Annotated in this window: 23 protein-coding genes and 1 pseudogene; 5 read left to right on the top strand and 19 right to left on the bottom strand. The window is 70.8% G+C overall.

From position 1 onward, the window contains the following. Positions 1 to 66: 66 nt before the first annotated feature. Complete coding sequence (locus LRS14_RS19360) at positions 67 to 1,011, top strand: LysR family transcriptional regulator (protein ID WP_046111952.1); 945 nt, start codon at positions 67 to 69, stop codon at positions 1,009 to 1,011. On the opposite strand, the gene LRS14_RS19355 is transcribed toward LRS14_RS19360, so the two are convergent. Continuing rightward, on the bottom strand, positions 972 to 1,841 hold the full coding sequence (locus LRS14_RS19355) for an NmrA/HSCARG family protein (protein ID WP_257800711.1): 870 nt from the start codon (positions 1,839 to 1,841) through the stop codon (positions 972 to 974). The genes LRS14_RS19360 and LRS14_RS19355 overlap by 40 nt on opposite strands. Positions 1,842 to 1,946: 105 nt before the next feature. Here LRS14_RS19355 and LRS14_RS19350 point away from each other — a divergent pair, with 105 nt between their 5' ends. Both LRS14_RS19350 and LRS14_RS19345 read left to right on the top strand, forming a co-directional pair. Then, complete coding sequence (locus tag LRS14_RS19350; protein WP_257800710.1) at positions 1,947 to 2,831, top strand: LysR family transcriptional regulator; 885 nt, start codon at positions 1,947 to 1,949, stop codon at positions 2,829 to 2,831. 105 nt (positions 2,832 to 2,936) lie between these two features. Beyond that, complete coding sequence (locus LRS14_RS19345; RefSeq protein ID WP_257800709.1) at positions 2,937 to 3,551, top strand: LysE family translocator; 615 nt, start codon at positions 2,937 to 2,939, stop codon at positions 3,549 to 3,551. Positions 3,552 to 3,558: 7 nt separating this feature from the next. Here the strand turns inward: LRS14_RS19345 and LRS14_RS19340 are convergent, their stop codons facing one another. Together LRS14_RS19340 and LRS14_RS19335 are read right to left on the bottom strand one after the other, a co-directional pair. Next, positions 3,559 to 6,066 carry a winged helix-turn-helix domain-containing protein gene (locus LRS14_RS19340; protein ID WP_257800708.1) on the bottom strand — a complete coding sequence of 836 codons (2,508 nt, stop codon included), beginning with the start codon at positions 6,064 to 6,066 and terminating at the stop codon, positions 3,559 to 3,561. 6 nt (positions 6,067 to 6,072) lie between these two features. Next, a complete protein-coding gene (locus LRS14_RS19335) occupies positions 6,073 to 6,501 on the bottom strand; it encodes a VOC family protein (protein WP_257800707.1) in 429 nt (142 codons plus the stop codon). A gap of 147 nt (positions 6,502 to 6,648) precedes the next feature. Between LRS14_RS19335 and LRS14_RS19330 the strand changes: the two genes are divergently transcribed. After that, entirely contained in the window at positions 6,649 to 7,041 is a 393-nt protein-coding gene (locus LRS14_RS19330; RefSeq protein WP_257800706.1) for a hypothetical protein, read from the top strand. A gap of 6 nt (positions 7,042 to 7,047) precedes the next feature. On the opposite strand, the gene LRS14_RS19325 is transcribed toward LRS14_RS19330, so the two are convergent. The 13 genes from LRS14_RS19325 to LRS14_RS19265 form a co-directional block, all read right to left on the bottom strand. Continuing rightward, complete coding sequence (locus tag LRS14_RS19325; protein ID WP_257800705.1) at positions 7,048 to 7,449, bottom strand: RidA family protein; 402 nt, start codon at positions 7,447 to 7,449, stop codon at positions 7,048 to 7,050. Between the two features lie 115 nt (positions 7,450 to 7,564). After that, positions 7,565 to 8,506: a cupin domain-containing protein gene (locus LRS14_RS19320; RefSeq protein ID WP_257800703.1), complete on the bottom strand. Its 942-nt coding sequence runs from the start codon at positions 8,504 to 8,506 to the stop codon at positions 7,565 to 7,567. Further along, positions 8,503 to 9,756, bottom strand: coding sequence for a Zn-dependent hydrolase (locus LRS14_RS19315; RefSeq protein WP_257800702.1), 1,254 nt, complete (start codon positions 9,754 to 9,756; stop codon positions 8,503 to 8,505). The genes LRS14_RS19320 and LRS14_RS19315 overlap by 4 nt, the downstream gene beginning before the upstream one ends. Further along, positions 9,756 to 10,661, bottom strand: a complete 906-nt coding sequence (locus LRS14_RS19310; RefSeq protein WP_257800701.1) for an alpha/beta fold hydrolase — start codon at positions 10,659 to 10,661, stop codon at positions 9,756 to 9,758. The genes LRS14_RS19315 and LRS14_RS19310 overlap by 1 nt, the downstream gene beginning before the upstream one ends. A 13-nt stretch (positions 10,662 to 10,674) precedes the next feature. Continuing rightward, positions 10,675 to 11,811, bottom strand: coding sequence for a pyridoxal phosphate-dependent aminotransferase (locus LRS14_RS19305; RefSeq protein WP_257800699.1), 1,137 nt, complete (start codon positions 11,809 to 11,811; stop codon positions 10,675 to 10,677). 12 nt (positions 11,812 to 11,823) lie between these two features. Next, the gene (locus LRS14_RS19300) at positions 11,824 to 12,657 is read right to left on the bottom strand and encodes an SDR family oxidoreductase (RefSeq protein WP_257800697.1); all 834 of its coding nucleotides are present in this window, start codon (positions 12,655 to 12,657) and stop codon (positions 11,824 to 11,826) included. Positions 12,658 to 12,710: 53 nt separating this feature from the next. Next, a complete protein-coding gene (locus LRS14_RS19295; RefSeq protein WP_083440401.1) occupies positions 12,711 to 13,457 on the bottom strand; it encodes a GntR family transcriptional regulator in 747 nt (248 codons plus the stop codon). 20 nt (positions 13,458 to 13,477) lie between these two features. After that, on the bottom strand, positions 13,478 to 14,341 hold the full coding sequence (locus tag LRS14_RS19290; protein WP_257802175.1) for a TauD/TfdA family dioxygenase: 864 nt from the start codon (positions 14,339 to 14,341) through the stop codon (positions 13,478 to 13,480). 14 nt (positions 14,342 to 14,355) lie between these two features. Continuing rightward, positions 14,356 to 15,096, bottom strand: a complete 741-nt coding sequence (locus LRS14_RS19285) for a class II aldolase/adducin family protein (RefSeq protein ID WP_046112143.1) — start codon at positions 15,094 to 15,096, stop codon at positions 14,356 to 14,358. Then, positions 15,096 to 15,851, bottom strand: coding sequence for an ABC transporter permease (locus tag LRS14_RS19280; RefSeq protein WP_257800696.1), 756 nt, complete (start codon positions 15,849 to 15,851; stop codon positions 15,096 to 15,098). The genes LRS14_RS19285 and LRS14_RS19280 overlap by 1 nt, the downstream gene beginning before the upstream one ends. Beyond that, positions 15,833 to 16,609 (bottom strand): ABC transporter permease, encoded by a 777-nt coding sequence (locus LRS14_RS19275; protein ID WP_257800695.1) that lies wholly within the window; start codon positions 16,607 to 16,609, stop codon positions 15,833 to 15,835. Before LRS14_RS19275 ends, LRS14_RS19280 begins: the two co-directional genes overlap by 19 nt. After that, positions 16,606 to 17,463 (bottom strand): ABC transporter ATP-binding protein, encoded by an 858-nt coding sequence (locus LRS14_RS19270; protein WP_257800694.1) that lies wholly within the window; start codon positions 17,461 to 17,463, stop codon positions 16,606 to 16,608. Before LRS14_RS19270 ends, LRS14_RS19275 begins: the two co-directional genes overlap by 4 nt. A gap of 13 nt (positions 17,464 to 17,476) precedes the next feature. Then, positions 17,477 to 18,484: an ABC transporter substrate-binding protein gene (locus LRS14_RS19265; protein WP_257800693.1), complete on the bottom strand. Its 1,008-nt coding sequence runs from the start codon at positions 18,482 to 18,484 to the stop codon at positions 17,477 to 17,479. A gap of 95 nt (positions 18,485 to 18,579) precedes the next feature. On the opposite strand from LRS14_RS19265, the gene iaaH reads away from it, so the two are divergent. Further along, on the top strand, positions 18,580 to 20,016 hold the full coding sequence (iaaH, locus tag LRS14_RS19260) for an indoleacetamide hydrolase (protein ID WP_257800692.1): 1,437 nt from the start codon (positions 18,580 to 18,582) through the stop codon (positions 20,014 to 20,016). Positions 20,017 to 20,046: 30 nt separating this feature from the next. On the opposite strand, the pseudogene LRS14_RS19255 reads toward iaaH, so the two are convergent. From LRS14_RS19255 to LRS14_RS19245, 3 genes and pseudogenes are all read right to left on the bottom strand, one after another. Then, positions 20,047 to 20,763, bottom strand: a pseudogene (locus LRS14_RS19255) (Bug family tripartite tricarboxylate transporter substrate binding protein); the annotation flags it as partial. 100 nt (positions 20,764 to 20,863) lie between these two features. Continuing rightward, positions 20,864 to 21,445 (bottom strand): PEP-CTERM sorting domain-containing protein, encoded by a 582-nt coding sequence (locus LRS14_RS30360; RefSeq protein WP_257800691.1) that lies wholly within the window; start codon positions 21,443 to 21,445, stop codon positions 20,864 to 20,866. Between the two features lie 65 nt (positions 21,446 to 21,510). Next, entirely contained in the window at positions 21,511 to 23,895 is a 2,385-nt protein-coding gene (locus tag LRS14_RS19245) for a S8 family serine peptidase (RefSeq protein ID WP_257800690.1), read from the bottom strand. Positions 23,896 to 24,072: the final 177 nt, after the last annotated feature.

Below are 24,072 nucleotides of genomic sequence, written 5' to 3'. Positions count from 1 at the left end.
ACAATTACACCGGCTGCCCCGGCATGGATCAAACGGAAAATTCTGGTGCACTCTTCAAGAAGACTGATGAATGTCAGCAACCGCCAGCTGCATGCCTTCCTGGAGGTGGCGCGGCTGCAGAGCTTTGCCAGGGCGGCCGAGCAGGTGCACCTGTCCGCTTCGGGCATGAGCATGCTGGTCAAGGAGCTGGAGAAGCAGGTGGGCGCGCGGCTGTTCAACCGCACCACCCGCTCGCTCACCCTGACCGATGCGGGCCGGCGGCTGCTGCCGGTGGCCGAGCGCATCGTCGGCGAGCTGCGCGCCCTGGCCGCGGTGCTGGACGGCAGCGAGGCGGCCGTGCGCTCGCGCCTGCTGGTGGCGGCCACGCCGATGATCTCGGCCAGCCTGCTGCCCGAGGTGCTGCGCGGCTTTGCCGACAGCCACCCCGAGGTGCAGGTGCAGCTGACCGACGTGGAGGTGGGCACCGTGCGCCAGCGGGTGATGGAGGGCGACGTGGACATCGGCTTCGGCTTCTTCGTCAAGCCGGCCGTGGGGCTGTCGCGCCAGCCGCTGTGCAAGTTCCGGCTGATGCACATCGCCCCGCCCGATGCCCACGGCAGCGGCCTGGCGGACAGCCGGCCCTGGAGCAGCCTGCGCGGCCTGCCGCTGGTGAGCCTGCCGGCGGACAACCCGATCCAGGTGGTGATCGAGAAGCAGCTCGCCCGGCTGGGCCGTGCCCATGAGGAGCGCCCGCGCATGAACCTCATCGGCACGCTGATCGGCATGGTGCGGGCCGGCCGCGGCCACGCGATCATCCCTTCCTTCGCGCTGGAGGAGTGCCTGCGCCAGGGCCTGGCCGTGGCGATGCTGCGCGAGCCGGTGGTGCACCTGGACCTGTACCAGGTGACGAAGCGCGGCACGCACAGCAAGCCGGCCGCGCTGGCCTTTGCCGCCGCGCTGAAGCGTGCGGCGGGCGGCCGGCTGGCGGTGCCTCAGCCCCCGGCCACGCGCTCGGCCACGAAGGCCGCATAGCTGCGCAGCGGGCGGCCCAGCAGCGCCTGCAGCCGCTGCGCCGCGCCCGCCGCGGGAACATGGCCCAGTGCCTGGATGCGGCCCATCATCAGGCGCAGGTCGTAGGCCATCCAGGCCGGCATCCGGCCCGCCAGCTGGGCCTCGAAGGCCTGCAGGTCATCGCCGCCGTAGCGGACCTCGCGGCCCAGCGCTCGGCTCCAGGTGGCGGCGGCGCCCGCGCCGTCGATCAGCTCAGGCCCCACCACCTCCAGCGTGTGGCGCGGCAGCGGCCCGGCCGCCCGGTCGCGGCGCAGCAGCTCGGCCACCGCGATGTCGGCGATGTCGCGCACGTCCACCATCGCGCAGCCGATGCCGCCGATGGGCATGGGGAAGACGCCGTGCTGCTCGATCACCGGCTGGATGCCGATGTCGTTCTGCATGAAGTAGGCCGGGCGCAGGATGGTGGCCGGCAGGTCCAGGCTCTCGATCATCCGTTCAACCGTGTGCTTGCCGGCGAAGTGCGGCACGTCGGTGTACAGGTCGGCATGGATCACCGACAGGTAGACGATGCGCTGGATGCCGGCCTCGCGCGCCACGCCCAGGGCCTGCAGCGATTGCGTCACCTCGTCGGCCGCCAGCGCATTGAGCAGGAACAGCGTGCGCACGCCGGCCATGGCCTGGCGCAATGAGGCGATGTTCGTGAGGTCGCCCACCACGCTCTTCACGCCCGCGGGCAGCGCGGCCTGGCCGGGTCGGCGGACCAGCGCGGTGACGGAGGCGCCTTCCCGGGCCAGGCCCTGGACGACGAGGGAGCCGACGGTGCCGGTGGCGCCGATGACGAGGATGCTCATGGGGATGTCCTTTTGCGATCAAGTGAGGGTGAACGAACGATAAGTCGTTGCGGCTTTCGAACACAGCCACCAAAATCAGGACGCCTCGTCTTGAATCCGGAACACATGGACCTCAATGCCCTGTTGGACTTCAACCTGGTGGCCACCCACGGCGGCTTTGGACGCGCCAGCCGCGCCAGCCGGCGGTCCAAGGCCACGCTGTCGCGCCGCGTGGCCGACCTGGAGGAGCAGCTGGGTGTGCGCCTGATCGAGCGCGGCGGCAAGGGCCTGGAGCTGACCCACGCCGGCGAGCTGCTGCTGGGCCGCACCGAAGGCCCGATGCACGAGGTGGTGGAGGCCCTGGCCGCCGCGCGCGAAGGCAGCGGCCGCATCAGCGGGCGGCTGCGCATCGCCGCGCCCATCCTGTTCTCGCAACTGGCGATGGGCCGGCTGTCGGCCGGCTTCCAGGCGCTGCATCCCGAGGTCACGCTGGAGGTGGTGGCCGAAGACCGGCTGGTGGACCTGGTGGAGGAGCGCTTCGACGTGGCGATCCGGCCCAATCCGCGGCCGGACACCGCCCTGGTGGGCCGCTGCTTCGCCCGCGACCGGCTGGTGGTGGTGGCCGCGCCCTCGGTGCCCATGCCGCCGCCCGGCGAGGCGCCGCAGCCGGTGCCGGTGCCCGCCATCGTCCACACCTTCCGCGAAGGCGACACCTGGGCGCTGGACGACGGCCGGCTGACGCTGGCGCCCCGGCCGGTGCTGCAGCTGTCGTCCTTGCTGATGGTGCGCGATGCGGCCCTGGCCGGCGCTGGCGTGGCCCGGGTGCCGCAGTCCATCGCCTGGCGGCAGATCGCCAGCGGCGAGCTGGTGCGCTGGGGCGGCCTGGCCGGCCACGAGGTGGCGCTGTGGGTGCTGCACACCTCCCGCCGCCTGGCCAGCCCGAAGGTGAAGGCCTTCGTGGATTTCATGGCCGCGCAGTACGAGGACGGCGTGCTCACCCTGCCCGGCTGACGTGCCGCGTCGGGGGCAGGATTTCAGAAGTTTTCATCCGCCCCAAAGGACGCCGCGGCCGCCCGCGCCGAACACTGGCCGCATCCAATTCGCGGGGCGGTTTCCATGCATTCCATCGACTCCCTGGGCAGCCTGGTGCTGGCCGTGCTCGTCTTCCAGCTGATCCCCGGCCCGGGCACGCTGGCCATCCTGCGCACCACGGCCCAGCACGGCATGCGGGCCGGCTTCGCCTCGGTCTCGGGCACGCTGCTGGGCGGCCTGCTGTGCATGCTGGCAGCGGCCAGCGGGCTGGAGGCGGTGTTCCGCGGGCATCCGCAGGCACTGCACCTGCTGCAGGCCGGCGGTGCGGTGTACCTGGGCTGGATGGGCTGCCGGCTGATGCGCCCCGCCGCAGCCGCCGCGCCGGCCGGCGTGCCGGCCGCGCCGGGCTGGGCCTGCCACTGCCGCCAGGCGCTGGCGGTGAGCCTCACCAACCCGAAGGTGATCCTCTTCTATTTCGCGCTGCTGCCGTTGTTCTTCCGCGCGCCGGTCACCGCCGAATCGCTGGCCACGATGGTGGGCTGCGTCTCGGGCATCAGCCTGCTGTACCAGGCCGGCCTGGTGCTGGCCGGCCATGCCGCGGCGCGCCGGCTGGGCCGCCTGCCCTCGCTGCGGCGGCTGGTGCAGCGGGCCGCGGGCGTGGCGCTGATCGGCTTCGCCATCCGGCTGCTGTGGGCCTGAGCGGGGCTCACGCCGGGGCGACGTCGCCGGCCAGCAGGCGGTCCGCGGCCTCGGCGCTCAGCCGCTCGCCGCGCTGCATGCCGGCCTGCAGCGCCGCCTCGCCCGACTGCGCCACCACGAGGCGCTGCGCCTCGCGCCACGGCGCATGGTCGTCGGCAGGCAGGCTGGCGCCATGGCGGGCCAGGCTGGCGCGGTGGTGGCCCAGCAGCATGGCGGCCACCTGCATGCGGCCCTGGCGCGCGGCCAGCAGCGCCAGCACCTGCAGGATGTCCAGCACGTCGAAGCGCCGGCACCAGGCCAGCGCATCGGCGGCGCAGGACTGGGCTTCGTCCAGCCGGCCCAGGCCGATCAGCGCATTCAGCCGCTGCACGCGGTTGTGGGCGCCGATGGCGCTGGGCACCGCGGTGTCGTCCAGCTCGCCCAGCCGCTCCAGCGCCTGTGCGAAGCGGCTCAGCCCGACGAGGGTGGCCACCAGGTTGCTGCGCGCATTGGCGGCCACCTGGTGCAGGCCGGCGCGTTGCGCCAGATCGGCCTCGTCCTGCTGGTGCGGCCAGGCGGCCTCGAAGTCGCCGCGCCGGCGGTACTCCAGCGCCAGCGTGCCGCTGAACACCACCCGGCAGCGCGGCGGCCAGTCGGGATGGGCGTCCAGCAGTACCTGGGCCTCGCGGCGGGCGGCATCGAATTCCTGCTCGTCCAGCAGCCGCGAGCGCAGCAGCGGCACCAGGCTCCAGAACAGGCCGCTGGCGTCGCCGCGTTCGCGCTCGATGGCGCAGGCCTGGCGGGCCGCCTCCACGGTGCGGGGCCCGCGCACGAAGGACTGGAAGCGCGCCAGCTCCCGCCACCAGGCGGCCCGCTGGCCGGCGTCGATGGCGGGGCCGGCGATCAGCGGCTCGCAGGCCTCCACCCAGCCGGCGGCCTCGGCCAGCCAGGGCGTCCAGGTGGCCACGGCGCTGGCGGCCAGCGTCAGCCTCACCGCCGCGGCCGGATCATGCGCGCGGGCCCAGGCCAGGGCCTCGGGCACGTTGCCCAGCTCCTGTGCGGTCACCGCATCCACCTGGCCCGCCGGGGCGGCGGCCATGGTCGCCGCCAGCGCCGCCACCACGCGGGCCTGCACCCGGTCGCGCTCGCCGCTGGCATCCAGCTGCTCCAGGGCATAGGCGCGCATCGTCTCCAGCAGCCGGTAGCGCGGCGGCTCCTGCTGCAGGCTGGCCACCAGCGAGCGGTCCACCAGCTCGGCCAGCAGGTCGATCACCTGCCAGCGGTCATCCCCCTCGTCGCCGGCCACCGCCACCGCCAGCTCCAACGAGAAACCGTTGGCCAGCACTGCCAGCCGGCGCAACGCGCGCTGCGCCGGCGGTGGCAGCAGGTCGTGGCTCCATTGCAGCGCGGCGCGCAGCGTCTTGTGGCGGGCCGGCGCATCGCGGCGGCCGCGGCGGAAGGCAACCAGCCGCTCGTCCAGCGCGGCCAGCACGCCCGGCAGGCCCAGCAGCGGCACCATCGGCGCCGCCATCTCCAGCGCCAGCGGCAGGCCGTCCAGGCGGTTGCACAGGCGCCGCAGCAGCGGCAGGCCCGAGGCGTCGACGCGGAAGCGCGGGTCTGCGGCCCGCACCCGCTCCAGCAGCAGTTGCACCGATGCGGCCGCCAAAGCCTCGTCGTCGCTCAGTGTGTCGGCCGGCGGCGGCAGCGGGTCCAGCGGCTGCACCTGCTCGGCGGCGATGCGCAGCGGCAGCTGGCTGGTGACCAGCAGCGCCAGCCGCGGCGCGGCCTCGCGCAGCAGGCCGGCCAGTTCGGCGACGGCATCCACCAGGTGCTCGGCGTTGTCCAGCACCAGCAGCATGCGACCGCCGTCCAGCGCGGTGGCCAGGGCGGCGCGGAACGGGTCGGCCGGCTCCGGCGCGCCGATGCCCAGCGCGCGGCACAGCGCCCCGGTCAGCTGCGCGGCATCGCCCAGCGCGGCCAGGTCGACCCAGGCGGTGGGGCCGGCGGTGCGCCGCGCCACCACCGCGCGGGCCAGCGCCGTCTTGCCCACGCCGCCGGGTCCCACCAGCGTGATGCAGGCACCGGGCTGCAGCGCGGTTTCCAGGCGCAGGCGGTCCGGCTCGCGGCCAAAGAGCTGGAAGGGCTCGGCCGGCGCGGCGGCGGCCGGCGTGCCGGCTGCGGTGGCCAGGGCGGGCGCGCCTGCCTGGGCCGGCAGGCTGTCGCCCGCCGCCGGCGCCGCCCGCAGCGCCGCGGTGAAGCGGTAGCCGCGGCCGGGCACGGTGGCGATCAGCTCGTTGCCGATGGCCTTGCGCAGCGCGGTCACCTGGGCGGCAATGTTGTTCTCCTCCACCACCAGGCCGGACCACACGCGGTCGAGCAGCTCGCCCTTGGTCACCAGGCTGCCTTCGCGCGCCGCCAGGGCCAGCAGCAGGTCGAAGGCCCGCGCGCCCAGTGCCACCGGCTCGCCATCGCGCAGCAGGCGGCGCTGCAGCGGCTGCAGCTCGAAGCGGTCGAAGAACAGCGGGGATGCCGACATCGGCCGCTAGAAGTCGATCTGCACCGAGGCGGCGCTGCGGCGGGCCTTGCCGTGGAACACCGCCTCGATGTTGTTGCCGTCGGGGTCGAGCACGAAGGCGGCGTAGTAGCCGGGGTGGTAGTCGCGCGGGCCGGGTGCGCCGTTGTCGGTGCCGCCATGGGCCAGCGCGGCCTTGTGGAAGGCCTGCACCATCGCTTCGTCGCGCGCCTGGAAGGCCAGGTGGTGGCGGCCGGTGAGCCGGCCCTGGGCGCTGTCGCTGTCGGCACTGGAGACGAAGAGTTCGTCGGCCCAGAAGTAGTCGGCGCCCTCGCCGCCCATCGGCACCTGCAGCGCCGCCAGCACCGCCTGGTAGAAGCGCCGGCTGGCGGCCAGGTCGCGCACCACCAGGTGCAGGTGGTCGATCAGCCGTCCGCGGTGCAGTTGCTGCGTTTCCATCTCCAAGCACTCCTTTGAAGAGGCGGCGATGTTGGCACACCCGGCTGCCGGCCCGCCCGCGGCACGGCGATCTCCGCAATGCGGACGAGGCGCTGCGCGCCCACGCTTCCTAAGCTGGCGCGGCCAATACAACCGCCGGAGCCCCCGATGAACACGACGCTTCCGATGCAGGCGATGGCAGGCGCGGCCTGCCTGCTGGCCGCCCTGCATGCACCACCCGCCAGCGCCCAGCCGACCGAGTTTCCGCCCGATGCGGTGCCGCTGACCGAAGCCTCGCTCGATGCGCTGGCAGGCAAGCGCTACGTGGGCCAGACCCAGGGCGGCCAATGGCGGCAGATGGACTTCGGCCCCGACCGCAGCTACCGCGTGAGCTTTCGCAATGGCATCCTGGACGGCAAGCTGCGGCTAGAGGGCGACAAGCTGTGCCAGGACATGCGCAAGACCATCGAAAGCAGCTGCAACGAGGTGCGGGTGAAGGACAACCAGCTGTTCTACAAGCGCGTGTACAACGGTGAGGTGATCACGCTGGTGGCGCAGTAGGCCTCATCAGGTCGTGGCAACCTGCGGCAGCCTGGCGACCACCTTGATCTCGAACTGGAAGCCCGACAGCCAGGTGACGCCCACCACCGTGGCGGTGGGATACGGCGGCGGGCCCCAGAACTCGGCAGCCACGGCCCAGGCACGCTCGAAGTGCTGCGCCGGGTCCACCATGAACACGGTCACGTCCACCACGTCGGCGAAGCTGCAGCCGGCCGCGGCCAGGATGGCATCGAGGTTTTTGAACGCCAGGCGCACCTGCTCGTCCCGGTCGGGCTCCGGCGATCCATCGGGGCGGCTGCCCACCTGGCCGGAAACGAACAACAGGCCATTGGCGCGCACGGCCGGGGAATAGCGGTGCAGTTCGTACAGGGCGTGGCGCCCCGGGGGTGTGACGACGTCGCGGGTCATGAGGACCGTCCTTCTCGGGTGTTGCTGGAAGCAGCCACTCTAGAAGCCCGCGGCCCGCGGATAAACCGGCCAAGCGCACCATCACTTTTTGCCGCGGCCAAACAATGCGTGGCCTTCAAGCGCCCAGGAACTCGAAGCCCATCGTGCGGGCGTGGTAGTGCAGTCCGCCATCCTGCACGATGAGGAAGCGCGCCTGCACGCCGCCGGCGTTGTGGTGGGAATGCGCTGCGCCCGGCGGCGTCACCATCGTGCTCCAACGCTGCCAGCCGCAGGCCTGGCCGTCCACCGACGAATGGCAATGCTCGCCCTGCAGCACCAGCGTGATGGCGGCCGAGTTGTGCCGGTGGGGCGCCTGCTGCGCGCGGGGCGGCAGCGTGTTCAGGCTGAGCGTGAGCGACGGCATGAGGTTGCGCCGCGCCTGCTGCTGCTGCGACGAGAAGATGAGCGCATGGCCCGAGGTGCCAGCACCGGCCGCGGTGGCCGTCACCAGCGACAGCTGCCGCTCGATCTCGGCCGCTGGGTAGTGCACCGTGGCCACCGGCGACGCCTCGGCCGGGCCCGGCCGGGCGCCCTCCAGCGACAGCTGCGGCTGGTTGTCCACCATCCACAGCAGGGCGCCGGCCGCGCCGCCGTGCAGGCTGCAAGCGCTGCCGCCGGGCAGCAGGAACACGTCGCCCGCTTTGAAGCGCACCAAGTCCGCGCCGCCGCGGCACGCCCCGCTGCCACGGATCACGTAGCAGATCGCCGCGGTGGCAGGCAGGTCGAAGGCGAGTGCATCACCCGCGGCTACGTGGGCATAACGCGCGAGCATCAGCGGCGTGGTGGCCGGGCCGGCCTGTCCCATCGCGGCCGACTGGTCGCAGGCCCACCAGCCGCTGTGCGTGGCCGCCAGCGCCTGCGCCGCCACCGCATCGAACTGGCCGGCCGGCACCGGCGGCAGCTTCAGGTTGAAGGCGTTGCCGGAATTGAAGAAGCGCGCGCGGGCCTGGGCCTCGTCGGCGGGCGCCGCAGGCAGCTGCACCGGCATCGCGGCCAGGCTGTCGAAGCCTTGCGTCATGCGGCCTCCACGCCTGCCCGCGCTGCCAGCACCTGCAGCAGCACGTCGGCGCCGGCGGCCACATGGGCGGGCTCGGCCCATTCATGCTCGGCATGGCTCACGCCGCCGCGGCACGGAATGAAGACCATCGCACTGGGGCACAGCGGCGCCAGGTGCCGGGCATCGTGCCCCGCGGCCGACAGCAGCGCCATGCGCGGGTGGCCCAGCCGCTGCGCAGCGGCGTCGATCTGGGCCCGCAGCCCGGCATCGAAGCCGTTGCCCGGCGCATCGACCAGCGGCTGCACCTGCACCGCGCAGGGCGCCGCATGCTGGCGGCACAGCGCTTCCAGCCGCTGCCCCAGCAGGTCGAGCGTGGCGTTGTCGGGGTGGCGCAGGTCGATGCGCAGCACCACCCGCTCGGGCACCACCGAAGGCGCGTTCGGCTCCACCTTGAGCTGGCCGATGGTGAACTTGACGTCCACGTCATGGCCGCCCACCTGCCTATACAACTCGGCCGCCACGCGGGTGAAGGCGGCCAGCGCGTCGCGCCGGTCGGCCATGGCCAGTGTGCCGGCATGGCCCTTGTCGCCCTGCAGCACCACCTGGTAGGTCTTCTTGCCCTGGATGCCGCTGACCACGCCGATCACCCGGCCTTCGGCCTCCAGCAGCGGGCCCTGCTCGATGTGCGCTTCCACATAAGCCTGGGCGGCAAAGCCCAGGGGCCGGCGTGGCAGCGCGGGAAAGGCCGCATGCAGCGCGTCCAGCGCGTCGGCCACGCGCACGCCCTCGGCGTCGCTGGCGTCGCGGATCTCCGCCAGCGGGCGCACGCCGGCAAAGGCTTCCGAGCCCATCATGCCGGGCGCGAAGCGCGAGCCCTCCTCGTTCATCCATGCCACCGCCACCAGCGGCGCACGGGGCCGCAGGCCCCGTTCGGCCAGCGTGGCAAGCACCTCCAGCGCGGCCAGCACGCCGTACACGCCGTCGAACGGGCCGCCGGTGGGTTGGCTGTCCAGGTGGCTGCCGCTCATCACCGGCAGCGCCGACGGATCGGTGCCCGGCAGCGTGAGGAACAGGTTGCCGGCGTCGTCGGTGCTGGCCTGCAGGCCGGCGGCCTCGGCCCAGCCGATCACCACGCGCCAGGCCTCGATCTCCTCGGCGCTGAGCGCCTGACGGTTGACGCCGCCGGCCGGCGTGCCGCCGATGCGGGCCAGCTGCATCAGCCGGTCCCACAGCCGGGCGCCGTCCACCCGCAGGTTGGCCAGCGCCGCCATCAGTCGGTCTTCATGATCTGGCTGGGCAGCGCGCGGGCGTCGCGCACCTCCCAGCGGCCGGCTTCCACCTGGGCGAAGAACTCGGCCAGCAGCGCATTGAAGGCCGCCGGTTCTTCCAGGTTGAGCGTGTGGCCGGTCTTGGGCATCACCGCCAGGCCGCAGGCCGGGATGGTGCGCTTGAGGAAGATGCCCGGCTGCAGGCAGTGGTCGTCCTCGTCGCCCACCACCACCAGCGAAGGCACCGGCATGCGCGCGATGTCGGCCTGCAGGTCGTAGATCGACGGCCGGCGCGCCTGCACGCCGCGCATCGTGTTGGCCGCACCCACGGCATCGTGCTGGCCCAGCCAGGTGGCAAATTCCTGCCAGCCGCGCGGGTCCTTGTTCTGGAACTGCACCCGGCTGGCGCCGATGGCGTAGGTCCTGGCGAAGGTCTCGCTGCCCTGCCGCTCGAACTGGCGCGCCACTTCCAGCGACACGTTGCGGAAGTAGTCCTCGTGCTCCTTCTCGGCGCCGTAGCCGGCCCCGGCGATCACCAGCGACAGCGCGCGCGCCGCATGCCGCAGCCCGAAGTGCAGCGTGGCGAAGCCACCCATCGACAGGCCGACGACATGGGCCTTGTCGAGGCCCAGCGCATCCATCACCGCGGCGATGTCGTCGGCCGCGGTGGCCTGCGAGTAGCGCTCCATCTCGGCCGGCACGTCCGACGGCGGATAACCGCGCGCGGCGAAGCTGATGCAGCGGTAGCGCCGCGCGAAGAAGCGCATCTGCGGCTCCCAGCTGCGGTGGTCGCCGCCGAACTCGTGCACGAAGACGATGGGCGTGCCGCGGCCGGCGGATTCCACGTGCAGCCGCACGCCGTCGGGCGTGATGGCGCTGTGGGTAGACAGGGCGAGGGTGTCGGTCATGCGGCCTCCTGCATCAGAACAGCGCGGTGGTGGCCGGCAGGCTGCGCGCCCGCTCCACCGCCTGCGGCAGCGCCTCCACCAGCGCCTGGGCCCAGGCGGCCGGCACGGTGGTCGAGATCTTCACGAAGCGGTGGCCGAAGCGCGGCGTGTGGTACGCGCCCTGCCGCACCATGATGCCCTGCTCGCCCAGCGCGGTGACCAGCGCCTCGGGCGTGATGCCGGCGTCGATGCACTCCACCACCAGGAAGTTGGCCTGCGTGGGCGCCATCGGCACCTGGAAGCCCGGCAGCCGGCGGAAGGCCTCGGCGATCACCACCTGGTTGGCCCGCTGCTGCGCGCCGATCTGGGCCATCCACTCGCCCTTGACCGCCAGCCCCGCCAGCGCCGCGCGCTGCGCGATCACGCTGGCGCCCAGCGGCGCCTGCGAATGCGGCAGGATGCGCGCCAGCAGGTCGGGCGTGGCCACCAGCGCGCCCAGCCGCAGCCCGGCCAGGCCCAGCCACTTCGAGAAGCTGACGATGGTGACCGTGCCCTCGGGGTAGAAGCTGGAGGCCAGCGTGTGGCTGTCGGCGAAGTCGCGGTAGGTGCAGTCGTGGATCAGCACCGCGCCCAGCGCCTTGGCCCGCTCCGCGAAGGCGCGGATCTCGTCGGCGGTGTAGGTGGTGCCCAGCGGGTTGTTGGGGTCCACCAGATAGATCACGCGGGTGTTGGCATCGGTGGCCGCCACCAGCGCATCCACGCTGAGCTTGTAGCCGTGCTCGGGGCCGTAGATCGGGATCTCGGTGATCACCGCGCCGGCCTTCTGCGCAAATTGCAGCGGCCACTTCCAGCCCGGGTCGGTGGTGACGAAGCCGCCGCCCGGCGTGCAGAAGGCGCGGCAGGCCAGCGCCAGCGCGGCCACGGCGCCGTCGGTCACCACCGCGGCATGGCCGGGCAGCTCCAGGTCGTCAACGATCGCGCTGCGCAGCGCCTCGATGCCCAGCGGCGGCGCATAGGCATGGAAGCTCTCGTCGTCGATGGCCTCGTGCAGCGCGGCGCGCACCGCAGGATGCATCGGGAAATGGTTGGTGTTCTGGCCCAGCCACTTCAACTCGGGGTTGCTGAACAGCCGGTCGAAGTACTGGTTGCGGACATCCGCTTCACTGCTCATCGTGATGCCCTCTCAGGCGGCCAGCTGGCGAGCCTGCTCGGCCTGCTGGGCCTTGCGGCTGGTCTTGATGATGGAGCCGCGTGCGGCAATGCCGCCGTCGATCGTGACCACGGTGCCGGTAATGTAGGCCGCGCGCGGCGAGGCCAGGAACACCATCAGCTCGGCCACCTCTTCAGGCTCCGCGGGGCGGCCGCCGGGGTAGTTGTCGAACAGCTCTTCCCAGCGGCCTTCGTCGCCGAAGTTGTCGAGCGCGCGGCGCTTCATCAGCTTGACCATGCGGTCGGTGGCCACCGGGCCGGGGTTCACACCCACCACGCGGATGCCGTCGTCCAGCGACACGCCGCCCAGCGCGCGGGTGAAGGCCATCACCGCCGCATTGCCGGTGGAGCCGGCGATGTAGTTGGCGTCCCAGTTCTCGCCCGAGTTGCCGATGTCGTTGACGATCACGCCGCGGCCGCGCTGCTTCATGCGGGCATAGATGTGCTGCGTGAGTTCCATGTAGCCCAGCACCTTGAGCTGGAAGCCGCGGCGCACCGCGGCGAAGTCCAGCGACTCGATCGGGCCGGAGGGAATGTCGCCGGCGTTGTTCACCAGCACGTCGATGTCGCCCACCGCGGCGGCCAGCGCGGCCATCGATTCGGGCGTGGCCAGGTCCATCGCATGCACGGTCACGCGCACGCCGTGGGTGGCGGCGATCTGCGTGGCGGCGGCGTCCAGCGCGGCGCCGTCGCGCGCGGCCAGGTGGAGGTGGCAGCCTTCGGCAGCAAAGGCGTGGGCAGCGGCCAGGCCGATGCCCTTGGAGGCACCGGTGATCAGCACGGTGTGGCCAGCGAGGTCGAGGTTCATGGATGGAACTTCCTGTATCGAGCGGGAAAGGGAATGGAGGGCGCGGGCGGCGGTCAGGCCGCGTCCGTGTCGGTGCGGGACAGCGCGGCCACGAGGTCGACGATGTCGTCCTCCAGCAGGCTGACGTGGTCCACCGCGGCGCTGAAGGCCGCGGCCGGGTCGTTGCGGTCGATGGCCGCGAGGATGGCGGCGTGCTCGCCGATGGTGGCGCTCATGCGCCCGGGCTGGAAGGTGACGTGGCGGCGGTACACCCGCACCCGCTTGCGCAGCGCACGGGTCTGCTCGGCCAGGTACTGGGTGTTGGAGGCGTCGTACAGCGCGTCGTGGAAGTCCTGGTTCACGTCGTAGAAGCGCGAGTGGTCGCCCGACTCCAGCACCTGCACCAGCTGCTGGTGCAGGCCCGCCAGGCGCTGCTTCTGCGCCGCGCTGGCACGCCGCGCGGCGTACTTGGCGCACAAGCCTTCCATGACCGCCATCATCTGGAACATCTCGATCAGCGTGGGCAGCGGCACCACGGCCACGCACACGCCGCCGCGGCCGCGCAGGTCGACCAGGCCGGTGCCGGCCAGCGCCTTCAGCGCCTCGCGCACCGGCGTGCGGCTGACCTGGAAGCGTTCGGCCAGTTCGGCCTCGTCGAGCCGCGCGCCGGGCTTGAGCACGCCGCTGACGATCAGGTCCTGCAGCGTTTCCTGCAGCTCGTCGCTCAGCGTGACCGAGCGGTCGCGTAGGCGGCCGCGGGCCGGCACGGTGGGGATGATCGGCAGCGGTTCGGCGGCGGCGCCGGTGTTGTCGTCACTCATGGGCGGGTCGCAGCGTGGTTTCAGAAAGGCCGGTCGCCCGCCACGGTGGTGCGGTGCATCACCCGGCGGTACTTGTGGTCGTCGTAGGGCGTGGCGCAGTGCATCGTGCTGCGGTTGTCCCAGATCAGCAGGTCTCCCGCCTGCCAGCGGTGGCGGTAGCTGAAGCGCGGGTCGATGGCATGCGCGTTCAGCTCGGCCAGCAGCGCGGTGCTCTCTTCGGCGGGCAGGCCGTCGATCTGCTTGACCACGTCCTGGCCCACGTACAGCGACAGGCGGCCGGTCTCGGGGTGGGTGCGCACCAGCGGATGCTGCACGTCGGGCACGTCGGCGCGCTGCTTGTCGCTCAGCGGCTGGCGGTCGGCGAAGGCCTTGCCGTAGTAGTTGGCGTAGGAGTGCGTGGCCTTGAGGTGGCGGATGCGCTGCTGCATCGCGGGGTCCAGCGCATCCCAGGCGGCATGCATCGAAGCGAACAGCGTGTCGCCCCCCTCCGGCGGCACCTCCACCGCATACAGCAGCGCGCCCAGCGAGGGCTCGGCCTTGTACGACAGGTCGGAGTGCCAGTTCCAGCCCTCCTTGTGGTTGCCGATGGGCTTGCCGCCCTCGGTCACGTTGGACAGCACGTAGATCTCGGGGTGCTGCTGCTTCAGGAACTGCGTGAGCACATGGCCCAGCAGCGTGCCGAAGCGGCGCGAGAAGGCCACGTGCTGGCCCTCGTCGATCTGCTGGCCGCGGAACAGCAGCAGCGAGCGCTGGTTGAGCGCATCGCGCAGCACGGCGAAGTCGGCATCGCTGACCGGCTCGCGCAGGTCGATGCCGTGCACCGCGGTGCCGATGAACGGGCTCAGGTTCTCGAGCTGCAGCGTGGAGGAGGTGGCTTGTAGCATCACGGTCGGCAATCTCACAGTCGGTAATCGGGTTGCGTGCGGTCGAGCATCCGGACGAAGGCCGGCCACTCGCGGGTGCCGGGCGGCAGGATGTCGCCGGCGAATTCGTTGAACTGGCGCGCGGCCAATGCGCTGGCCTCGGGCGGCGGCAGCACCAGGCTTTCACCGGCACCCAGGCCCGACTGCGCCAGCAGCTGCACCCGCGCGGCCTTCTCGAAGTAGTACATCAGGATGAAGGCCTCGGGGATGGTGCGGCCCACCGTCAGCACGCCGTGGTTGCGCAGCACCAGCGTGTGGTGCGGCCCCAGGTCGCGCACCAGGCGTTCGCGCTCGTCCAGGTCCAGCGCCACGCCTTCGTACGCGTGGAAGCCGGTGTGGCCCTGGTAGCGCATCGCGAACTGGCTGACCGGCGCCAGCCCGCCCGGCAGCGCCGAGATGGCGGTGCCCGCATCGCTGTGGGTGTGCAGCACGCACAGCGCATCGGGCCGCGCGGCATGGATGGCGCTGTGGATCACGAAGCCGGCGCGGTTGACCTCGTGGTCGCTGGGCTCCACCTTGCGCCCTTCCAGGTCGATCTTCACCAGGCAGGAGGCCGTCACTTCCGAGAACAACAGCCCGTAGGGGTTGATCAGGAAGTGGTGTTCGCTGCCCGGCACCCGGGCCGAGATGTGGTTGTAGATCAGGTCGTCCATGCCGAAGTGGCTGACGAGCCGGTAGCAGGCCGCGAGCTGGATGCGAAGTTCGGCTTCGGTCATCAGCGCCACCACACGATCTTCTGGTCCACCCACACCAGCAGGCCGTACAGCACCATGCTGGCCACCGAGGCAAACAGCACCGCCGACCACACGCTCAGCAGGTCGATCATCTGCGTCGATTCATAGATCACGCGGCCCAGGCCGGCATAGGCGCCCAGCATCTCGCCGACGATGGCCACGATCATGCTGCGCGGCACGCTGATGCGCAGCGCCGTGACCACCGAGGGCATGGCGCAGGGCAGCCGCAGCCGCCACACCAGCGCCAGCCGGCCGGCGCCGAAGCTGCGCATCAGGTTGATGGCCGCCTCGTCGGCCAGCTTCAGGCCATGCAGCGCATTGATCAGCATGGTGAAGCCCACCGCCAGCGTGATGAGTGCCACCTTGGAGGCCGGCCCCAGGCCGAACCAGATCAGGAAGATGGGTGCATAGGCCACCGTGGGCACCGAGTTCACCGCCACCGCGATCGGCAGCAGCGCCCGCTCCAGCGGCCTGACCAGCACCATCACGATGGCCAGCAGCAGGCCCAGCAGGCTGCCCAGCAGGTAGCCGCCCAGCGCCTCGCCCAATGTGGCCAGGAGCGCACCCGAGAGCTTGTCGAAATCGGTCACCGCATGCTGCACGATGCTGTGCAGCCGCGGCAGCACGAAGGGCGGAATGTCGAACAGCACGATTGCGCCTTCCCACAGCGCCAGCAGCACCGCCACGCTGCCGGCCACCGGCATCAGGCGCGTGGCCATCAGGCTTCGCTTCGCCACCACACCAGCCTCCTTTCGATGAACGAGAGCACGCCGTACAGCAGCATGCCCATCACGCCGCAGGCCACCATCACCACCCACAGCCGCACCACCATGTCGGCGTTCATCGCCTCCATCAGCATCACGCCCAGGCCCACCGTCTCGCCGAACCATTCGCCCACGATGGAGCCGATCAGGCTCAGGCCGATGCCCAGCCGCAGCCCCACCATCACCTGCGGCAGCGCCGAAGGCACGGCCAGCTTGATGAACAGCACCAGCCCGCGGGCGCCGAAGCTGCGCATCAGCGCCACCCGCTGCGGATCGCAGCTCTTCAGCCCGCGCAGCGTGTTCACCGTCACCGGGAAAAAGGTGAGGAAGAACGCGGTCATCACCTTGGCCATCAGCGAGTTGCCGAACCAGATGACGATGAGCGCGCCGAAGGCCACGATGGGCACCGTCTGCGACACCACGAACAGCGGGAACACCGAGCGCTCCATGAAGCGCGAGTAGGTGAACACCGTGCCGAACAGGCAGCCCACCACACCGCCCATCGCGAAGCCCAGCACCGTCTCCAGCAACGTGCGGTTGAAGCTGGCCAGCAGCTGCGGCCACACCGACCAGGCGTCGCGCGCCATCGCGCTCAAGGCCGGCAGCACCCGCGGCGACGGCGCGAAGGCCAGCACCGCCAGCTCCCACAGCGCACCCACCACCAGCAGCGCGAACAGCGGCGACTGCAGGCCGCGCTGCAGCAGCTTGTCGACCGGGTTGGCGTGCTTCACGGCGCCGCCTCCTGCGCGAAGGTCTTGCGGCTTTCTTCCTCGATCTCGGCCAGCAGCCGGCGCTTGATGTGCATGAACTCCGGCGACGTCACCACCGACGGATCCCGCGGGCGCGGCAGGTCGATCACCGTCTCGCTCTTGACGGTGCCGGGCCGCGCCGTCATTACCAGCACCTTGTCGCCCAGCACGATGGCCTCGTCGATGTCGTGCGTGATGAAGAGCACCGTGCGGCGGTGGCGGGCCCAGATGTCCAGCAGCCAGTGCTGCATGAAGCTGCGCGTGAGCGCATCCAGCGCGCCGAAGGGCTCGTCGAGCAGCAGCACGTCGCGCTCGAACAGGAAGGTGCGCATCAGCGCCACCCGCTGCCGCATGCCGCCCGACAACTGGTGCGGGTAGTGCTTGGCAAAGCCCGACAGGCCGAACTCCGGCAGCATGGCCTCGGCCTTGGCGCGGGCCAACTTCCGCGGCACGCCCTCCACTTCCATCGCGAGGATGGCGTTGTCCAGCACCGTGCGCCACGGGAACAGCAGGTCGCGCTGCGGCATGAAGCTCACCTGCCCCAGCATCTGGCCGTCGCGCTGGGGCGCGCCGCGCAGCAGCAGCGAGCCGTCGTCGTCAGGCGGCAGCAGGCCGGCGATCATGTTGAACAGGGTGGACTTGCCGCAGCCCGAAGGACCGACCAGGGTGACGAACTCGCCCTTGTTGATCTTCAGGTTGACGTTGGAGACGGCCACCGTCTGCGCCGGCGACTCGCCGAAGCGCTTCCACACGTTGACCAATTCCAGCATCACCGGCGGCGTGCCTGCTTCGTGCGCCGGCGCGGCCGGCTGCACCTCGAGCGGGGACATCTTCATCGGCCCGGTCCCGTCACAGCTTGCGGTCGGCCGGCGGCGCCTTGGCCAGGAAGCTCGGGTCGAAGGCCTTGGCGAGGTCGGCCGGGGCCTTGATGGCCTTGTACTCCACCAGCGATTCATGCAGCTTGCCGATGGCCGGCATGTCGATGGCCAGCAGGCCTTCGGCACTGCCCTGCCCCGCCAGCAGCAGCTTGGCGAACTCGTCCAGCATCGCTTCCTGGTGCGCGCGGTTCAGGCTGGGCGCGGCGGCCATGATGATGTCGATGGCCTCCTTGCGGTTCTGCAGCGCGTACTTCCAGCCCTTGACCGACGCATTGATGAAGGCCTGCACCGCGGCCGGCTTCTCGTTGCGGAACTTCTCGTTGACCACCACCGTGTCCTGCTGCACCACCACGCCGAAGTCGTCGGGCTTGATGAGCGTGAGCTTGTCGCCCAGGCCTTGCGCCTTCAGCGTGTTCAGCTCGTTGTAGTAGGTGGCGGCGGCCACGTCGAACTGCTTCTCGACGAAGGGCGCCATCGAGCCCGACTGCGGCACGATGGTCACCTCGCTCTGCTTCACGCCCTCATGCGCCAGCATCGAGTACAGCGTGTACTGGGTGCCGGTGAACCAGGTGGCCACCTTCTTGCCCTTGAAGTCCTTGACCGTCTTGATGCCCGAGTCGTTGTAGGTCACGTACACATACGGGGTGCGCTGCACGCCGACGCCGATGCACACCAGCGGCAGGCCCTTCTCGCGGGCGATCAACACCACCTCGGTGCCGCCGGCCACCCCAAAGGTGTCGTTGCCCGAGCCCACCAGCGTGTCCACGCTGAGGTTGGGGCCGCCGGGGTTGATCGTCATGTCCAGCCCGGCCTGCTCGTAGAAGCCCTTGGCCTTGGCCACGTAGTAGCCAGCGAACTGCGCCTGCGCCAGCCACTTCAGGCGCAGCGACACCTTTTCAGCCGCCATGGCCGGCAACGCGGCCAGCATGGCGAAACCGACGACCCATTTGCCCAGACGGCGACGTTGCGTGATACCCATGTGCGACTCCTTTGAATACACAAAGAAGGCGATTGCAGTATCCATGCCAAGCCTCGATGCCCGCATCTGGCCCGCAAACTGCACCGGCAGATGGCATGAACACGCCGCATTCCACTGCCACCGCTCTACTGCATCCATATCTGCACCACACCGCATACGGCGCGGTGCGCGCAATGCAGGCAGGCGCACTCTCTTGCAGCGCCTATGCACACGCGCTGGTGCAGCGGGCCGAAGCGGTGCGCAACCTGAACGGGCTCATTCACCACGACCCCGCGCTGCTGCTGCAGCGGGCCACTGCGCTGGACGCGGCGCATTCGTCCGGGCATGCCGCCCGGCTGCCGCTGTACGGCCTGCCGCTCGCCTTCAAGGACAACATCGACGTGGCGGGCCTGCCCACCACCGCCGGCACCCCGTGGCTGGCCGGGCATGTGCCGCAGCGCCATGCCGGCGTGGTGCAGCGGCTGCTGGCCGCGGGCGCGCTGGTGTTCGGCAAGAGCAACCTGCATGAGTGGTCGCAGGGCGTCACCGGCCACAACCATCACTTCGGGCCGGCGCGCAATCCGCATGCGCCCGATCACGTCGCCGGCGGCTCCAGCGGCGGCAATGCGGTGCTGCTGGCGGCCCATGCGGTGCCGGTAGCCATCGGCACCGACACCGGCGGCTCGGTGCGGGTGCCGGCTGCGCTGTGCGGGCTGGTGGGCTTCCGGCCGACGGTGGGTCGCTGGCCGGACGACGGGCTGGTGCCGATCTCGCCCACCTTCGACACGGCCGGCGTGATGGCCCGGTGCGTGGCTGACTGCATGCTGGTCGATGCGGTGGCCAGCGGCCGCAGCGGTGCGGCGCCGCCTGCGCTGCCTTCGCCCGCCGTTCTGCGGCTGGGTGTGCCGCAGGCCTGGTTCTGGCGACCGCTGGACGATGACACCGCCGCCTGCTGCCAGGCCGGCCTGCAGCGGCTGCAGGCGGCGGGCGTGCAACTCGTACCGGTGGAACTGGGCGAAGCGGGCGCGCTGTTCAATGGCGGCGCCATGTCCATCTCGCTGTTCGAGATCCTGCCGGCGCTGCAGCACTACTTCCGCAGCCATGGCCGCGGCTTCGACGTGCAGGCGCTGTTCGACGGCATCGCCAGCCCCGACGTGCGGCCGCTTTTCGCCCGGCCGATGGGGCCGGAGCGCATCACGCCGCAGGCCTACCGGCACGCGATGCAGGTGCTGCGGCCGCGGCTGCAGTCGCTGTACCGCCAGACCTTCGCACAGCACCGGCTGGATGCGGTGCTCTATCCCACGACGCCGCTGCCGGCCGTGCCCATTGGCCAGGACGTGACGGTGGTGCTGGACGGCCAGCCGGTGCCCGCCTTCAGCGCCTACATCCGCAACACCGGGCCTGCCGGCATGGCCGGGCTGCCTTCCATCAGCCTGCCGGCGGGCTGCACGCCGGGCGGCCTGCCAGTGGGCCTGTGCCTGGACGGCGCGGCCGGCCAGGATGCGCGGTTGCTGGCCGTGGCGCAGGCGCTGGAGACGGTGATGGGTGGCTGAGCGGCCGAGGACCTTCAGCCCGCCGGCGCGCTACTCCACCGTCGCGCCCGAGTCGCGCACCACCACCTTCCACTTGTCGTGCTCGGCCCGCACGAAGCGGCCGAAGGCCTCGGACGAGCCGCCGATGGGGTCGGCCCCTTCCTGCACCATCTGCCGTTCGATCTCGGGCAGCCGCAGGATCTCGTTGACCGCGGCATTGACCTTGGCCACCACCGCGGGCGGCGTGCCGCGCGGCGCGAAGTAACCGAACCACGAGCCGGCCTCGAAGCCCGGATAGCCCGACTCGGCCACGGTCGGCACATCCGGCATCGACCGCGAGCGCTGCGGGCTGCTCACCGCCAGCGGCCGCAGCGCGCCGGTGCGGATGTGCTGGATGACCGACGGGATGGTGGCGAACATGAACTGCACCCGGCCGGCCAGCAGGTCCTTCAACGCCTCGGCGCCCTTGTAGGGCACGTGGGTGGCGGTGAAGCCGCCGCGCTGGCCGAGCATGAAGCCCGCCAGGTGCGACGAGGTGCCGATGCCGGTGGACGAATAGTTCAGCTCGCCCTTGCCCGAGCGTGCCAGCGCCACGAACTCGGCCAGCGTGGCCGCCTTGACCGACGGGTGCACCACCAGCACGTTGGGAACGTCGGCAATCTGCACCACCGGCTCCAGGTCGGTCAGCGGATTGACCGGCAGCTTCTTGTAGAGGGAGAGGTTGACCGCCATCGGCCCTACCGAATTGACGATCATCGTGTAGCCGTCCTGGCGCAGGATGGCAGCTGGGCGGGGGCGACGGCACTGGTCACCTGATGGGCAGGTGCCCGCGCCGGTCGCTTGCCCGCCGTCAGCGCCCCCAGCCTTCTTACGCCTGCTTAACGCGCCGGCGCGCCGCAGCGCCCAGCACCAGCAGGCCCGCGCCCATCAAGCCCATGGTGGCCGGCTCGGGCACCGCGGTGACCGACACCGCATCCAGGTACAGCGTGCCGCCGGGGCTGGCGAAGCTGAAGGCCAGCAGCATGTCCGCGCCGGTGGTCTGGCCGCTGAACTGGTACAGCGTGTAGGGCGACTCGCCCGGCGAGGGCATCGACACCAGCGTCTGGCCGCCGAAGCTGACGCTGAAGCTGCTGCCCGCCGCGCCGTCCGACTGGAAGGCGAAGGACAGGTTGTAGGTCAGGCCGGCGGCGCCGACGTTGACCGACTGCACCAGGCTGCTGTCGGACAGTGAGCCGATGGCGGCGCTGCAGCTGCCGGCGAAGGCCGTCTGGCCGCCGTTGGTGCAGTTGACGAGGTTGAAGTCCGTGTCGCCGCCGCTGATCCAGCCAGTGAAGTCCTGCTGCTCGAAGCCGCCGTTGACCACCAGCTCTGAAGCCGCCTGCGCCGGCGTGCCGAAGGCCGCCAGGCCGGCCAGCACCACGCCCAAAATCATTGCATCGCGTTTTGCCACGATCGTTTCCCTCAATGTTGCGTGCACCGTGTGCACGGGTTGTCTTGTCGATTGCAGGCGACTGCTCAGCTTGCGGTGAGCGTCACCTTGCTGCCCAGGTAGGAGATGCGGAACTGCCGGCCGCCGGCCGTCAGCAGCGCACCTTCCGGCAGGCCGGCGAAGGTGCCGGCGATGGCGCGGGCCTCGATCAGCGTGAACACGTCGCCGCGGTTGGGCGCGGCCGACAGGTCCAGCATCAGCGTGCCGCCGAGCGCCACCGTGCCGCTGGCCAGCAGCCGCGACGATTCGCCGCCCGCCTTCAGCGTGGCCTTGAAGCCGGCGCCCAGGCCCACCTTGACCATGCTGGTGCGCAGCACGTCGCCGGTGGCCACCGAGAGGTTGGCCACCACGGCCGGCACACCCGCCGCTTCCGCAGCGGTGACGCCCGGCCACAGCACGCCGCCCTTGAGCACGACGACGGTGCCGGCCACGCTGCCGGTGCCGCCCAGCGTGCCGCCGCTGTTCACCGTCACGCCCGAGCTGTTGCTGCCGACGATGGACAGCTTGCCGCCCGTCACGGTGGAGCCGCCGGCATAGGTGTTGTTGCCGGTGAGGATCAGCGTGCCGCTGCCGGCCTTGGTCAGCGAGGCGTTGTACTGGCCGCGGTCGATCTTGCCCTGGATGTGCGCCGCGCGGGCGTCCATCCATTCCTTGCGCCAGCGCAGTGCGTCGGCGTGGGGGATCTTGTCGTAGGTCTCCGGCCGGCCGTTGGTGATGGCCTGCACCGCGGGGTCGTTCAGCAGGCCCTGCAGCATGAAGGCCTGGCGGCTCAGCGTGCCATTCGGGTTGAGCACGTTGGGGCTGAACTCACCGGCCAACGCGATGCCCTGCTGCTTGTAGGCCGCCAGCCAGGCCAGGTCTTCCTTTTGGCGCTGCTTGATGGCCAGCTGGCCGATGTCGTTGGACCAGATGTCCAGCGGCGCCTTGCTCATGTCGTAGACCATCGGCGCCAGGAATTGGCCCGGGCCGTACATGCCCTTGGCCAGGTCGGGAATGCCCCAACCCCAGCGCTCGTCCGGCAGGCCGTCCGGCGCCGTCCAGGCGATGGAAACGCCGGTCGCCGATGTCTGGCCGGTGCCCAGGAAGCGCACGCCGTCCGTCATCTTGTTGTTGGCGGTGGTGAGCATCACGTCGCGCACCTGCTTGGCATCCATGTTCGGATAGCGCGACAGCATCACGCCCATCACCGCGGTGGCCACCGGCGTGGCCGGCGAGGTGCCGCTGGAGTTGGAGTAGTTGGTGTCGCCGGCGCTGCTGGTGGTGCGCACCGCATTCGACGGCGTGGACACCGTCCACCACTTGGCCAGGCCGGCCTCGTTGAAGCCCGACTGCTTGGTGTACTCCGGGTTGGCCTCGGTGGGCGGCTGCACGCCGCCGACCGCGACGAACTGCGCCTCCGCCGCCGGGTTGAACAGCGGGTAGGCCGGGCGGAAGTACGGGTTGCTCCAGTCGTTGTTGCCGGCCGAGCGCACGTTGACCGTGCCGGTCACCTTGATGACGTCCCAGATCGCGTCCATGAAGGAGCGGCCCGGGTAGGCCGGGTTGTACTGGATGCCACCCGGCAGGTAGCTCTTCTTGGTGAAGAAGTACTGGTACTCCAGGTCCTTCAGGAATTCGTTGGGAATGGTGCTGGCCATCGCCACCGGGTTGGCGCTGTCCTTGCCGGAGAGCTGGTAGCCGTTGACCAGGTTGCCGTCGGCACCCAGATCGTTGCCAAAGGCATCGAAGCGGGTGCGGTTCAGCGTCTGGACGAAGGAGCCCCAGCTGCTGTTGATGACCTTGGCGCCGGCATCCACCAATGCCTTGTTGGCGGTGTACCAGTAGACGTAGTCGTGGAACGGGCCATGGGACTGCGTGTCCGACCCGCCGGTGCGTGCCACCATCATCTTGGAAGCGAAGGCGATGCCGTGCTGGGCCACGCCGTCGCGGATGCCGGAGGTGACGCCCAGCATGCCGGTGCCGTGCGACCAGTCGGTGGTGCGCGCCTGGTCGCCGTCGATGGTGAAGCGCTCGCCGGCGGTGAACGGGTTCGCCGGCGTGACGGTGTTGCGGTAGCCGAAGCCCGAGGTGCCGTACACACCCTCGCCACGCGCCGGCGCGATCAGCGTCGTCTGGAAGCCTTCATGGGTGGTGCGGTAGCCCGAGTCCATCATGCCCAGCGTGATGCCCTGGCCGTAGTAGCCCAGCGCATAGGCGGTGGAGGCATTGACCGCCACCAGCTGCCACGGGGCATTGACGACGGTGCCGCCGATGGCGGGGTTGATGCCGGTGAAGAAGCCGTACTCCGGCGTCTCCCAACTGGCCTTGGCCGCCGCGAACTCCTGCAGGCTGCGGGCCACGAAGCCCGGGTCGCCGGGATAGGACCAGGGATTCGCGCTGGCGGGAAGCCCGACGGCCAACAACAGCGACAAGCAGACCGCGGGCGCCAGGAAAGCATGCGCCCCCCTGCCCTGCAGCGGCAGGGTCGCCACGCCACCGGTACACATTGATCGATACATCCTGACCTCCAGTGATCTTTTACGAAATGCCGTGAAACATTTCGCACGATCCATGCCAATCGGCTTGACATGCAGAGGTGGGTGCAGTGG

The organism is Aquincola sp. J276 (assembly GCF_024700035.1).
Lineage (GTDB): Bacteria > Pseudomonadota > Gammaproteobacteria > Burkholderiales > Burkholderiaceae_C > Aquincola > Aquincola tertiaricarbonis.
This window is presented reverse-complemented; position numbering and strand designations above follow the sequence as displayed.

Excerpts from the sequence above, each read along its gene's own strand:
- LRS14_RS19360 (WP_046111952.1), top strand. The coding sequence starts at position 67 with ATGAATGTCAGCAACCGCCAGCTGCATGCCTTCCTGGAGGTGGCGCGG.
- LRS14_RS19295 (WP_083440401.1), bottom strand. The coding sequence starts at position 13,457 with ATGAGTGACGACAACACCGGCGCCGCCGCCGAACCGCTGCCGATCATC.
- LRS14_RS19340 (WP_257800708.1), bottom strand. The coding sequence starts at position 6,066 with ATGTCGGCATCCCCGCTGTTCTTCGACCGCTTCGAGCTGCAGCCGCTG.
- LRS14_RS19310 (WP_257800701.1), bottom strand. The coding sequence starts at position 10,661 with ATGACCGACACCCTCGCCCTGTCTACCCACAGCGCCATCACGCCCGAC.
- LRS14_RS19330 (WP_257800706.1), top strand. The coding sequence starts at position 6,649 with ATGAACACGACGCTTCCGATGCAGGCGATGGCAGGCGCGGCCTGCCTG.
- LRS14_RS19335 (WP_257800707.1), bottom strand. The coding sequence starts at position 6,501 with ATGGAAACGCAGCAACTGCACCGCGGACGGCTGATCGACCACCTGCAC.
- LRS14_RS19305 (WP_257800699.1), bottom strand. The coding sequence starts at position 11,811 with ATGAGCAGTGAAGCGGATGTCCGCAACCAGTACTTCGACCGGCTGTTC.
- LRS14_RS19320 (WP_257800703.1), bottom strand. The coding sequence starts at position 8,506 with ATGACGCAAGGCTTCGACAGCCTGGCCGCGATGCCGGTGCAGCTGCCT.
- LRS14_RS19300 (WP_257800697.1), bottom strand. The coding sequence starts at position 12,657 with ATGAACCTCGACCTCGCTGGCCACACCGTGCTGATCACCGGTGCCTCC.
- LRS14_RS19325 (WP_257800705.1), bottom strand. The coding sequence starts at position 7,449 with ATGACCCGCGACGTCGTCACACCCCCGGGGCGCCACGCCCTGTACGAA.
- LRS14_RS19355 (WP_257800711.1), bottom strand. The coding sequence starts at position 1,841 with ATGAGCATCCTCGTCATCGGCGCCACCGGCACCGTCGGCTCCCTCGTC.
- iaaH (WP_257800692.1), top strand. The coding sequence starts at position 18,580 with ATGAACACGCCGCATTCCACTGCCACCGCTCTACTGCATCCATATCTG.
- LRS14_RS19270 (WP_257800694.1), bottom strand. The coding sequence starts at position 17,463 with ATGAAGATGTCCCCGCTCGAGGTGCAGCCGGCCGCGCCGGCGCACGAA.
- LRS14_RS19315 (WP_257800702.1), bottom strand. The coding sequence starts at position 9,756 with ATGGCGGCGCTGGCCAACCTGCGGGTGGACGGCGCCCGGCTGTGGGAC.
- LRS14_RS19285 (WP_046112143.1), bottom strand. The coding sequence starts at position 15,096 with ATGACCGAAGCCGAACTTCGCATCCAGCTCGCGGCCTGCTACCGGCTC.
- LRS14_RS19350 (WP_257800710.1), top strand. The coding sequence starts at position 1,947 with ATGGACCTCAATGCCCTGTTGGACTTCAACCTGGTGGCCACCCACGGC.
- LRS14_RS19290 (WP_257802175.1), bottom strand. The coding sequence starts at position 14,341 with ATGCTACAAGCCACCTCCTCCACGCTGCAGCTCGAGAACCTGAGCCCG.
- LRS14_RS19345 (WP_257800709.1), top strand. The coding sequence starts at position 2,937 with ATGCATTCCATCGACTCCCTGGGCAGCCTGGTGCTGGCCGTGCTCGTC.
- LRS14_RS19265 (WP_257800693.1), bottom strand. The coding sequence starts at position 18,484 with ATGGGTATCACGCAACGTCGCCGTCTGGGCAAATGGGTCGTCGGTTTC.